The following is a 12287-nucleotide window of genomic DNA, read 5'->3' on the forward strand; positions in this document are numbered from 1 at the left end:
TCCCGATGCGCGTCACGTGTTATTCGGTTTCCAGATCGATATCGATACCGAGCGAACGGATTTCTTTGATCAACACGTTGAAAGACTCGGGCATGCCCGGCTCCATACGGTGATCGCCGTCCACGATGTTTTTGTACATCTTGGTACGGCCGTTCACGTCATCCGACTTAACGGTCAGCATTTCCTGCAGGGTGTACGCGGCGCCATATGCTTCCAACGCCCACACTTCCATCTCCCCGAAGCGCTGACCACCGAACTGCGCCTTACCACCCAGCGGCTGCTGGGTAACCAGGCTGTAGGAACCCGTGGAACGCGCGTGCATCTTGTCGTCCACCAGGTGGTTCAGTTTCAGCATGTACATGTAACCAACGGTCACCGGACGCTCGAACTTGTTGCCGGTACGACCATCGAACAGCTGCATCTGGCCGCTTTCCGGCAGATCTGCCAGTTTCAGCATGGCCTTGATTTCGCTTTCCTTGGCGCCGTCAAACACCGGAGTCGCCATCGGCACACCGCCACGCAGGTTCTTCGCCAGATCCAGGATTTCCTGGTCGGTGAGGTCTGCCAGCGTTTCCTGACGGCCACCGATCTCGTTGTAGATCTGGTGCAGGAACTTGCGCAGATCGGCGACCTTGCGCTGCTCTTCGAGCATGCGGTTGATCTTCTCGCCCAGGCCTTTGGCCGCGAGGCCCAGGTGGGTTTCAAGGATCTGACCGACGTTCATACGCGAAGGTACGCCCAACGGGTTGAGGACGATGTCGACCGGGGTGCCATGGGCATCGTGCGGCATGTCTTCGACCGGCATGATCACCGAGACCACACCCTTGTTACCGTGACGACCGGCCATCTTGTCGCCCGGCTGGATGCGACGACGGATTGCCAGGTAAACCTTGACGATCTTCAGTACGCCCGGAGCCAGGTCATCGCCCTGCTGCAGCTTGCGCTTCTTGTCTTCGAACTTGTCGTCGAGCATCTGGCGACGGTCGATGATGTAAGCCTGCGCCTTCTCAAGCTGCTCGTTCAGAGCATCTTCAGCCATGCGCAGCTTGAACCACTGACCACGCTCGAGGCCGTCGAGGAACTCGTCGGTGATCTCGGCGCCTTTCTTCAGGCCCGCACCACCTTCGGCCTTCTTGCCGACCAGGGCGGAGCGCAGACGTTCGAAGGTTGCACCTTCAACGATACGGAACTCTTCGTTCAGATCCTTACGGATCTCGTCGAGCTGCATCTTCTCGATCGACAGCGCGCGCGCATCGCGCTCAACGCCGTCACGGGTGAAGACCTGCACGTCGATGACCGTACCCTTGGTGCCAGTCGGCACGCGCAGGGAGGTGTCTTTAACGTCGGACGCTTTTTCACCGAAGATGGCACGCAGCAGCTTCTCTTCCGGAGTCAGCTGGGTCTCGCCTTTCGGGGTGACCTTACCGACCAGAATGTCGCCAGCGCCAACTTCAGCACCTACGTAAACGATGCCGGCTTCGTCCAGCTTGTTCAGCGCAGCTTCGCCCACGTTCGGAATGTCCGAAGTGATCTCTTCTGGCCCGAGCTTGGTGTCACGCGCCACACAGGTCAGTTCCTGGATGTGGATCGTGGTGAAGCGGTCTTCCTGAACCACACGCTCCGAGAGGAGGATGGAGTCTTCGAAGTTGTAACCGTTCCAGGCCATGAACGCGATGCGCATGTTCTGGCCCAGCGCCAGCTCACCCATATCGGTGGACGGGCCGTCAGCCAGGATGTCGCTACGCTCGACCTTGTCACCTTTGCTCACCAGCGGACGCTGGTTGATGCAGGTGTTCTGGTTCGAACGGGTGTATTTGGTCAGGTTGTAGATGTCGACACCAGCTTCGCCGGTTTCAACTTCATCATCCGCCACACGCACCACGATACGGCTGGCATCGACCGAGTCGATCACGCCGCCGCGACGAGCCACGACGCAAACGCCCGAGTCGCGCGCTACGTTACGCTCCATCCCGGTGCCGACCAGCGGCTTATCGGAACGCAGAGTCGGTACAGCCTGACGCTGCATGTTCGAACCCATCAACGCACGGTTGGCGTCGTCATGCTCGAGGAACGGGATCAGCGAAGCGGCGACGGACACAACCTGCTTCGGCGAAACGTCCATCAGCGTGACGTCTTCCGGCACCTTGACGGTGAACTCGTTCAGGTGACGTACGGCTACCAGTTCGTCGACCAGCTGACCTTTCTGGTTCATCGTTGCCGATGCCTGAGCGATCACGTGATCCGCCTCTTCGATCGCCGAGAGGAACACGATTTCGTCAGTGACCAGGGTGTCCTTCACTACACGGTACGGGCTTTCCAGGAAGCCGTACTGGTTAGTGCGGGCATAGGCCGCCAGGGAGTTGATCAGACCGATATTCGGACCTTCCGGCGTTTCGATCGGGCATACGCGACCGTAGTGCGTCGGGTGTACGTCACGAACTTCGAAGCCTGCGCGCTCACGGGTCAGACCGCCCGGGCCAAGAGCCGAAACACGGCGCTTGTGGGTGATCTCGGAGAGCGGGTTGTTCTGGTCCATGAACTGCGAGAGCTGGCTGGAACCGAAGAACTCTTTCACCGCCGCCGCAACCGGCTTGGCGTTGATCAGGTCTTGCGGCATCAGGCCTTCGCTTTCGGCCATCGACAGACGCTCTTTGACCGCACGCTCAACACGCACCAGGCCAACGCGGAACTGGTTCTCGGCCATTTCGCCTACGCAGCGAACACGACGGTTACCCAGGTGGTCGATGTCGTCGACGATGCCTTTGCCGTTACGGATATCGACCAGGGTCTTCAGAACCTCGACGATATCTTCCTTGCTCAACACGCCCGAACCTTCGATCTCGGTACGACCGATACGACGGTTGAACTTCATCCGGCCAACGGCGGAGAGGTCGTAACGCTCGGCGCTGAAGAACAGGTTGTTGAACAGGGTTTCGGCAGCATCCTTGGTCGGCGGCTCGCCGGGACGCATCATGCGGTAGATCTCGACCAGCGCTTCCAACTGATTGGTAGTGGAGTCGATTTTCAGGGTATCGGAGATGAACGGGCCGCAATCGATGTCGTTGGTGTACAACGTTTCGATGCGCACAACCTGAGCCTTGGCGATTTTTGCCAGGATCTCGGTGTTCAGCTCGGTATTGCACTCGGCGAGGATCTCACCAGTGGCCGGGTGCACGATCGCCTTGGCGCTGGTGCGGCCGATCACGTAGTCCAGCGGAACTTCCAGCTCTTTGATGCCGGCTTTTTCCAACTGGTTGATATGGCGCGCGGTAATACGGCGCCCCTGCTCAACGATGACCTTGCCCTTCTCGTCCTTGATGTCGAGGACGGCAATTTCACCACGCAGACGCTGCGGAACCAGCTCCAGGCTGAGGCTCTCGCCCTTCACGTGGAATACGTTGGTCGTATAGAACGCGTCGAGCACTTGCTCGGTGGTGTAACCCAGCGCACGCAGCAGAACCGATGCCGGCAGCTTGCGACGACGGTCGATACGAACGAACACCGCGTCTTTCGGGTCGAACTCGAAGTCCAACCACGAACCGCGGTAAGGAATGATCCGCGCGGAGTACAGCAACTTACCGGAGCTGTGGGTCTTGCCACGGTCGTGGTCGAAGAACACGCCTGGGGAGCGGTGCAACTGGGAAACGATGACACGCTCGGTACCGTTGATAACGAAGGTACCGTTCTCGGTCATCAGGGGGATTTCCCCCATGTAGACTTCTTGCTCTTTAATGTCCTTGATCGCTTTATTCGACGATTCCTTATCGAAAATGATCAGACGGACTTTTACCCGCAGCGGCACGGCGAATGTCACGCCACGCAGCACGCACTCTTTCACGTCAAATGCCGGTTCGCCCAAGCGATAACCGACATACTCCAGAGCAGCATTGCCGGAATAGCTGATAATCGGGAAAACGGACTTGAAGGCCGCATGCAGGCCGATGTCGCGGAACTGATCTTTCGTCGCTCCCGCCTGCAGGAATTCGCGATACGAATCCAGCTGGATGGCCAGGAGATACGGCACATCCATGACATCCGGCAACTTGCTAAAGTCCTTGCGGATACGTTTTTTCTCAGTATATGAGTAAGCCATCAGCGTTCCCCAGCTTGGTCACCTGCTTATTTGGCTCCTCCCGACGGGAGCAGCCAGAAAATCTTGCAAACCCTTTGGTTTGCGCCACCGCACAGGGTGGTTACCGCTTCGGTTAAAGGCCAACCGTCGAAGGCGGCCTATAACGGAAAAAGGCCGGTGGCAAAAGCCACCAGCCATCAGCCGTTCGCTTAACGCTTAGGCTGTAGACGCAAGGTCGTCGCTTACTTGAGCTCGACTTTGGCGCCTGCTTCTTCCAGGGCTTTCTTGGCAGCTTCAGCTTCGTCTTTCGACACGCCTTCTTTGACAATGCCAGGAGCGCTGTCAACAACGGCTTTAGCTTCTTTCAGGCCCAGACCGGTCAGTTCGCGAACGACCTTGATCACGTTAACTTTCTTCTCGCCAGCTTCAAGCAGCATGACGTTGAATTCAGTTTGTTCTTCAGCAACGGCAGCAGCTACAGCTGGGCCAGCGGAAGCAGCAGCAGCGGTAACGCCGAACTTCTCTTCCATTGCTTTGATCAGTTCAACAACTTCCAGAACGGTTTTCTGGCCGATTGCTTCGATGATGTCTTCGTTAGACAGAGCCATGACTCTAATTCCTGTATTGGGGGACAGCCTTCGCGGCCATCGAAATAAACAAATAAACTTGAAAGAATTTGCTTGGCCTTAAGCGGCGGCAGCTTCTTTCTGGTCGCGAACGGCCGCCAGAGTACGAGCCAACTTGCTGGTAGCGCCTTGAATCACGCTCATCAGCTGAGAAATGGCTTCGTCGTAGGTCGGCAGAGTTGCCAGTACGTCGATCTGATTAGCTGCGAGGAACTTGCCCTCGAACGCAGCTGCCTTGATCTCGAACTTGTCCTGACCCTTGGCGAATTCCTTGAACAGTCGGGCAGCAGCGCCCGCGTGTTCAGTGGAGAACGCAATCAGGGTCGGGCCTTTGAACACGTCGTTGAGCACGTCATATTGAGTGCCTTCAACAGCGCGGCGCAGCAGGGTATTACGTACAACACGCACGTATACGCCAGCTTCGCGGGCCTCTTTACGGAGTCCGGTCATTGCGCTTACTGTCACACCACGGGCATCAGCCACGACAGCGGACAGAGCGGCTTTGGCAGCCTCGTTGACTTCAGCGACGATGGCCTTCTTGTCTTCGAGTTTAATTGCCACGGGTTAACTCCTGCTTGTTACCGTTTCATCCAACCGAGGCCGGATGTCGTTTGGTGTCTGATTCGGTAAGGAATCGGGAGCACCATCTGCGTAGGCTTAAGGTTTAAGACTTGCGTCGCCTACGGTCTTGGATAGCCCCCGCCAGGCAGGGACCCCAATTTTGCAAGCTGGCGAGATCGCTCCCGCCAACCCTGTTCATTCACAACGGCTTAAGCGTCGAGCGAGCCTTGGTCGATGACCAGGCCTGGACCCATGGTGGTGCTCAGGGTCACGCGCTTGACGTAGATGCCTTTCGACGAAGCCGGCTTGATGCGCTTCAGATCGGCGATCAGGGCTTCCACGTTTTCCTTCAGCTTGACGGCGTCGAAGCCGACCTTGCCAACGGAGGTGTGGATGATGCCGTTCTTGTCGGTGCGATAACGAACCTGACCGGCCTTCGCATTTTTCACCGCGGTAGCCACGTCAGGAGTCACGGTGCCGACTTTCGGGTTAGGCATCAGGCCGCGCGGGCCGAGGATTTGACCCAACTGACCGACAACGCGCATTGCGTCCGGGGAAGCAATGACCACGTCATAGTTCAGGTCGCCGCCTTTCATTTCGGCAGCCAGGTCATCCATGCCCACGCGATCGGCGCCGGCAGCCAGAGCAGCTTCAGCGGCCGGGCCTTGGGTGAACACAGCAACGCGAACAGTCTTACCAGTACCGTGCGGCAGCACGGTAGCGCTACGGACGACCTGGTCGGATTTACGCGGATCAACGCCGAGGTTCACGGCAACGTCAACGGATTCGCTGAATTTGACAGTGGACAGTTCGGTCAGCAGAGCAGCCGCTTCTTCGAAGTTGTAGAACTTGCCAGCTTCGACTTTGGAAGCAATAGCCTTTTGGCGCTTGGTCAGCTTAGCCATTACACACCCTCCACGTTGAGGCCCATGCTACGAGCGGAGCCGGCGATAGTACGCACGGCCGCATCCATATCAGCTGCAGTCAGATCGGCAGACTTGGTCTTGGCGATCTCTTCCAGCTGTGCACGAGTCACGGTGCCAACCTTAACGGTGTTCGGACGAGCCGAACCGCTGGTCAGGCCAGCAGCCTTCTTCAGCAGAACCGAAGCCGGGGTGCTTTTGGTTTCAAAAGTAAAGCTGCGGTCGCTGTACACAGTGATGATCACTGGAGTCGGCAGACCAGGTTCCATGCCCTGGGTCTTGGCGTTGAACGCCTTGCAGAATTCCATGATGTTCACGCCGTGCTGACCCAGTGCCGGGCCAACGGGTGGCGACGGGTTAGCCTGTGCAGCCTTTACTTGCAGCTTGATATAAGCCGTTATCTTCTTAGCCATGAGCTACTCCAATTACGGGTTCTAGCGCCTTGCGGCTCCCCGGTTACTTGCGTGTTTATCCCAGTGACGACAAAACCCCACAGCCTATGACTGCGGGGTACGGGATGCTTTGTCAGTTACGCCTTCTCGACCTGACTGAACTCCAACTCAACCGGCGTCGAGCGACCAAAAATGGTCACTGCCACTTGAATCCGGCTTTTTTCATAATTCACTTCTTCGACCACACCACTGAAGTCAGCGAAAGGACCGTCAACGACACGGACCATCTCACCCGGCTCGAACAGCGTTTTCGGCTTCGGCTTGTCGCTACCGTCAGCGACGCGACGCAGAATTGCATCAGCCTCTTTATCAGTGATCGGCGCAGGCTTATCAGCAGTACCGCCAATAAAGCCCATGACGCGAGGGGTATCCTTGACCAAGTGCCAAGTCCCTTCGTTCATGTCCATCTGCACCAGAACATAGCCCGGAAAGAATTTGCGTTCGCTTTTGCGCTTCTGGCCATTACGCATCTCCACCACTTCCTCAGTGGGGACCAGAATTTCGCCGAACCCATCTTCCATGCCGGCCAGCTTGACGCGCTCAACCAGGGAGCGCATGACATGCTTCTCGTAACCCGAGTAAGCATGCACAACATACCAACGCTTAGCCACGGGACACCTTCAACCAACAATCAAGGAAACAAGCCAGCCCAACAGGGAATCGAGCCCCCAGAGCACCAACGCCATCACCAAAACAACAGCCACAACGATCAACGTGGTCTGCGTGGTTTCCTGGCGAGTCGGCCAAACGACTTTTCGAATTTCAACACGAGCTTCTTTAGCAAGCCCGAAAAATGCTTGACCCTTGCTGGTCTGCAGCCCTACAAATGCAGCAACCGCCGCAAGCACCAACAGAGCCAGTACGCGATACAGAATCGGCTCACCAGAGAAGAGCTGATTGCCGACCACGCCAACCACCACTAAAGCAGCAACCACAAGCCACTTAAGCAGATCAAAGCGAGAATCTTTGGCTTCAGCCTTAACAGTCATTTACGAGGATCCTGTGAAAGACGTGCCAGTTTTAACTACTGTGTAAAACTGGCAGGTCAGGAGGGAATCGAACCCCCAACCTACGGTTTTGGAGACCGTCGCTCTGCCAATTGAGCTACTGACCTAAAACAAAATCAGGCCGACCATTATGCCGGCCTGAAGGGGGTAGATCAACGATTACTCGATGATTTTGGCTACTACACCAGCGCCGACGGTACGACCGCCTTCACGGATGGCGAAACGCAGACCGTCTTCCATCGCGATCGGGGCAATCAGGGTGACAACCATTTTGATGTTGTCGCCCGGCATTACCATTTCAACGCCTTCTGGCAGTTCGCAGTTACCGGTTACGTCAGTTGTACGGAAGTAGAACTGCGGACGGTAGCCTTTGAAGAACGGAGTATGACGGCCGCCTTCTTCTTTGCTCAGAATGTAAACTTCGCCTTCGAACTTGGTGTGCGGCTTGATGGTGCCCGGCTTGGCCAGTACCTGACCACGCTCAACGTCATCACGCTTGGTGCCACGCAGCAGTACGCCAACGTTCTCACCAGCACGGCCTTCGTCCAGCAGCTTGCGGAACATCTCAACGCCAGTGCAGATGGTCTTGGTGGTATCACGGATACCAACAATTTCCACTTCTTCCTGGATCTTGACGATGCCACGCTCAACACGACCGGTTACCACGGTGCCGCGACCGGAGATGGAGAACACGTCTTCGATCGGCATCAGGAACGGCTTGTCGATTGCACGCTCAGGTTGCGGGATGTAGGTGTCGAGGGTTTCAACCAGCTTGCGCACGGCAGAAACGCCCATCTCGTTGTCGTCTTGACCGTTCAACGCCATCAGCGCGGAACCGATCACGATCGGAGTGTCGTCGCCCGGGAAGTCGTAAGTGCTGAGCAGGTCACGCACTTCCATCTCTACCAGCTCCAGCAGCTCAGCGTCGTCCACCATGTCAGCCTTGTTCAGGAAGACCACGATGTACGGAACGCCTACCTGACGGGACAGCAGGATGTGCTCACGGGTTTGCGGCATCGGACCATCGGCGGCCGAGCAAACCAGGATCGCGCCGTCCATCTGCGCAGCACCAGTGATCATGTTTTTCACATAGTCAGCGTGGCCCGGGCAGTCAACGTGTGCGTAGTGACGGATAGCCGAATCGTATTCAACGTGGGAAGTGTTGATCGTGATACCACGAGCTTTTTCTTCCGGCGCGTTGTCGATCTGGGCGAAGTCACGCGCGGAACCACCGAAGGCTTCAGCGCAAACTTTGGTCAGAGCAGCAGTCAGAGTCGTTTTACCATGGTCAACGTGACCAATGGTGCCGACGTTGAGGTGCGGCTTATTCCGTTCAAACTTTTCTTTAGCCATCAGACCGTCTCCCATCGATAAATTGAGCTAGTCACGCCACCATTAAAACAAAGGCAGATATCTGCATATCTGCCTTCATAGAATGGAGCTCATGAGCGGAATCGAACCGCTGACCTCACCCTTACCAAGGGTGTGCTCTACCAGCTGAGCTACATGAGCGAACACTTTGCACGAACAACAAACCTGGAGCGGGTAGCGGGAATCGAACCCGCACCATCAGCTTGGAAGGCTGAGGTTCTACCGTTGAACTATACCCGCGGAGCTTGCAGCTCACGCTTAAATTTGGTGGAGGGGGAAGGATTCGAACCTTCGAAACTCGCGTGTCAGATTTACAGTCTGATCCCTTTGGCCACTCGGGAACCCCTCCAAAGTGAGGCGGCATTCTCTTCGCATGCCACCCTACTGTCAAGCATTTCCTCATAAAAAACTTGAGGTTAGCTTCTTCGACAGCAACTTTTCAGACTTGCTCAGAAAGCAACCCTGCAAAGCGGGCGCCATTCTATTCAAACTAACGAGGCGATGCAACGCTTTCGCACGGCATTAATTGATGCTGCAAGCCACTGAAGTCCTGCGCCAGGGTCAGCAGTAGCGCATCGTCGGCAAGACGCCGACTCTCAGGCGCAATACGTACCCAGAAATCGCGATGAGCGCGCGGCAACTCACGCAGCAACGGCTCATACCCTACCTCACGCAGGCGTTGCATGACGCTTTCAGCGGACTCCTCGCGCGGAAACATGCCCAGCGAGATGCCATTGGACAAATCCCCCTGCGTAATGATGTAGCTGTCGATTTTTCGCGCCTGCAATTCCTTCAGTTGCCGCAATGAAGCCTGCCGGGAGGCAAGAGGCGCCAGGTACACCCAGTAGTCCAGCCCCGCCGGCGCATCGACGGCTTTTACCTGAGACTGGATGTCCAGACTGAGCAGGCGCTGCTCCACGACCCGAGCAGCGTCCTCGCGCTCGAACCCACCCAGAAACAGACAAACCTCTGACACTGCCGGCACCGGCGTGACCGGCTGCTCCCGCCTGACCTGAACATCACTCGACTCACTGAGCAGGCGAATATCCTGGCGCGAGCCCTGATAAAGCGAGAGCGGAGCCACTTCCTTTGCACGTAAAGGAGCCTGCTGCTGGTGCCAGACGTAATAGAAAAGATTGAGTACCAGCAAGAGCAGAAACAGCCAACGCATAGAAACCTCAGGGCAACGGACAGGCAATCGCCAAGCCAATGAAAATCAGATCGGGCATCACGCGCGCAGCAGGCAGAATCTCTTTCACCAACTCCGCGTCACCCCCAGTCAGGAACACCTGGAAATCGTCACCCCAGTAGTTTTTTGCCAGCTCGAGCTGCGTATGCACGAAACCACGCAACATCAGCGAGCATCCACGCTCCACCGCCTCGACGGTCGAGCGCCCAGGACTCAGTGCATGCAGGGCTTGTTCGGCCGCGACATCATCGTAACGAATGCGCCGAGTATGCGTTCTCAGCTGGTTACGCATAAGTGGCACGCCCGGGCAGATAAAGCCACCCAGATGCTCGCCATCCGCCATCACGAAATCAGAGGTGACTGCCGTTCCCAAATCGAGAACCAGGCACGCCCGACCCGCCAGATGATAAGCCGCCAGCACCGCCAGCCAACGATCGAGTCCAAGTCGCTCATAGTCGCTGTAGCCATTGCGCACACCTGCCGCCATGGCCGCGGAGCGCGCGCGACACGTCGCGATACCAAAACGCTGAGCCAGGAGATCTACGAGCTGCGCCGTCTCATCATCACTGCGCACACTGACCAAACGGCAATACCGCAACGCAAGATCGGGAACAAGCTGCAGCGCCGAGAGCAACTGCTCCGAGGAGTCGACGACGCCACCAGACCGCGCCGCACCGCCAGCACCCGCCAGCACCCGCCATTTGATAAAGCTATTACCGCAGTCAAGCTCAAGAATCATTACGCAGCCTCAAACTGAGCTCACCACCACTGTATTGCCGCTCGACGCCATCGACCAGCAGGCGCAAAGCCCCCTGACGATCGATGCCGAGCACAACACCTTCAATCTGCTGCGATCCAGCAGTCAGAAATACCGGTCGCCCCTGCCACAGATGTGCAGCCTCCCATTCGGCTTGCAGCGCCACAAAACCCTGCTCGCGGTGCTTTTTCAGGTACTCGCTCAAGCGCTCGTTCAACTGGCGGATCAAGAAGTTGCGATCCATCAACTCTCCGACCTGAATCCGCACCGAGGTCCAGGGCTGATCGATCGCCTCATCGGAAGCTTGCATGTTCACATTGATCCCAATACCTATGACCACGTGACAGACATCCGCCGGATCGCCCGACAGCTCCAACAGAATCCCGGCGATCTTGCGACCGGAGACCAAAAGATCATTTGGCCACTTCAGCCCCACATCAGCCACGCCCACACTTCGCAGAGCCTGCATCACTGCAAGACCGACCACCAGGCTGAGCCCCTCCAACTGGCGAGCCCCACCCTCAATGCGCAGTACCAAACTGTAATAAATATTCTCGGCAAATGGACTTACCCACTTGCGGCCGCGCCGACCACGCCCTGCCGTCTGACGCTCGGCCAACACGAGGAATGGCGCTTGCGTGCCGCACTCCAGAAACCTCAACGCCTCGGCGTTTGTCGAGTCAGTCGACTCGACAAGCATTGCCGGCCAGCGCGGCGGTTCGCCCGGCACCGTCAGATGTTCGGCACTGAGCAACATCAAAGGGCTAGCCAATCGATAACCTCGGCCGCGCACTTTATGAATAGGCACATTCAACTCAACTTCCAATTGCTGCAGTTGCTTCCACACAGCGCTCCGGCTGATCCCTAGGGCAGTCCCGAGCACCTGGCCGGAATGGAAACGCCCATCCTGTAAAAGCCTCAACAATCTCAGCATGCAGATATCGCCTCACAAAGAGGCAGGCATCATATCGACGCACACCTCAGTTGCATAGAAAGCTCCCGCTTGGTTTTCATTCGACACGACCGCCTGCCACGGCAGCAGCCCCTGGGCTTTTTCCGGCGCAAAGACAAACCCCCCACCCGCTTGCGCGGATGGGGGGTTTGGAATTTAAGCTTGACGATGACCTACTCTCACATGGGGAGACCCCACACTACCATCGGCGATGCGTCGTTTCACTACTGAGTTCGGGATGGGATCAGGTGGTTCCAACGCTCTATGGTCGTCAAGCAATTCGGGTGGAGTGTCGCTTTCGCGCTACTCCAAATTGGGTCTGTGATAGATCGTATTTCGCGAGTTCGACGAACTTTCGGTATCGTCTTCACACTCAT

At 57.0% G+C, this 12287-nt stretch carries 11 protein-coding genes, 4 tRNA genes and 1 rRNA gene; all 16 read right to left on the reverse strand.

Annotated elements, in window-relative coordinates; all coding sequences use genetic code 11:
• Positions 1-19: 19 nt before the first annotated feature.
• The 16 genes from rpoB to rrf all read right to left on the reverse strand — a co-directional run bounded on the left by rpoB (position 20) and on the right by rrf (position 12186).
• Positions 20-4093, reverse strand: coding sequence for a DNA-directed RNA polymerase subunit beta (gene rpoB, locus AC3IYG_RS19960; protein ID WP_489311224.1), 4074 nt, complete (start codon positions 4091-4093; stop codon positions 20-22).
• Between the two features lie 221 nt (positions 4094-4314).
• Positions 4315-4680 (reverse strand): 50S ribosomal protein L7/L12, encoded by a 366-nt coding sequence (gene rplL, locus AC3IYG_RS19965; RefSeq protein WP_489311225.1) that lies wholly within the window; start codon positions 4678-4680, stop codon positions 4315-4317.
• Between the two features lie 78 nt (positions 4681-4758).
• The gene (rplJ, locus tag AC3IYG_RS19970) at positions 4759-5259 is read right to left on the reverse strand and encodes a 50S ribosomal protein L10 (RefSeq protein WP_137888643.1); all 501 of its coding nucleotides are present in this window, start codon (positions 5257-5259) and stop codon (positions 4759-4761) included.
• Positions 5260-5468: 209 nt separating this feature from the next.
• Positions 5469-6164: a 50S ribosomal protein L1 gene (rplA, locus tag AC3IYG_RS19975; protein ID WP_489311226.1), complete on the reverse strand. Its 696-nt coding sequence runs from the start codon at positions 6162-6164 to the stop codon at positions 5469-5471.
• A complete protein-coding gene (rplK, locus tag AC3IYG_RS19980; protein WP_119952563.1) occupies positions 6164-6595 on the reverse strand; it encodes a 50S ribosomal protein L11 in 432 nt (143 codons plus the stop codon). The genes rplA and rplK overlap by 1 nt, the downstream gene beginning before the upstream one ends.
• Before the next feature lie 116 nt (positions 6596-6711).
• A complete protein-coding gene (gene nusG, locus AC3IYG_RS19985) occupies positions 6712-7245 on the reverse strand; it encodes a transcription termination/antitermination protein NusG (protein WP_489311227.1) in 534 nt (177 codons plus the stop codon).
• Positions 7246-7254: 9 nt separating this feature from the next.
• Positions 7255-7623 (reverse strand): preprotein translocase subunit SecE, encoded by a 369-nt coding sequence (gene secE / locus AC3IYG_RS19990; RefSeq protein WP_489311228.1) that lies wholly within the window; start codon positions 7621-7623, stop codon positions 7255-7257.
• Positions 7624-7672: 49 nt separating this feature from the next.
• Positions 7673-7748: transfer RNA gene (locus tag AC3IYG_RS19995), tRNA-Trp, on the reverse strand.
• A gap of 52 nt (positions 7749-7800) precedes the next feature.
• Positions 7801-8994 carry an elongation factor Tu gene (gene tuf, locus AC3IYG_RS20000; RefSeq protein ID WP_489311221.1) on the reverse strand — a complete coding sequence of 398 codons (1194 nt, stop codon included), beginning with the start codon at positions 8992-8994 and terminating at the stop codon, positions 7801-7803.
• A gap of 83 nt (positions 8995-9077) precedes the next feature.
• Positions 9078-9153 (reverse strand) — tRNA-Thr (locus AC3IYG_RS20005).
• Positions 9154-9178: 25 nt separating this feature from the next.
• A tRNA-Gly gene (locus tag AC3IYG_RS20010) sits at positions 9179-9252 on the reverse strand.
• 25 nt (positions 9253-9277) lie between these two features.
• A tRNA-Tyr gene (locus AC3IYG_RS20015) sits at positions 9278-9361 on the reverse strand.
• 141 nt (positions 9362-9502) lie between these two features.
• On the reverse strand, positions 9503-10183 hold the full coding sequence (locus tag AC3IYG_RS20020) for an SPOR domain-containing protein (protein WP_489311229.1): 681 nt from the start codon (positions 10181-10183) through the stop codon (positions 9503-9505).
• A 7-nt stretch (positions 10184-10190) separates the two neighbouring features.
• Positions 10191-10940 carry a pantothenate kinase gene (locus AC3IYG_RS20025; RefSeq protein WP_489311230.1) on the reverse strand — a complete coding sequence of 250 codons (750 nt, stop codon included), beginning with the start codon at positions 10938-10940 and terminating at the stop codon, positions 10191-10193.
• Positions 10930-11892, reverse strand: coding sequence for a bifunctional biotin--[acetyl-CoA-carboxylase] ligase/biotin operon repressor BirA (birA, locus tag AC3IYG_RS20030; protein WP_489311231.1), 963 nt, complete (start codon positions 11890-11892; stop codon positions 10930-10932). The genes AC3IYG_RS20025 and birA overlap by 11 nt, the downstream gene beginning before the upstream one ends.
• 178 nt (positions 11893-12070) lie before the next feature.
• Positions 12071-12186, reverse strand: a 5S ribosomal RNA gene (gene rrf, locus AC3IYG_RS20035).
• Positions 12187-12287 lie beyond the last annotated feature (101 nt).

It is taken from the genome of Pseudomonas sp. KH_027 (assembly GCF_057838565.1).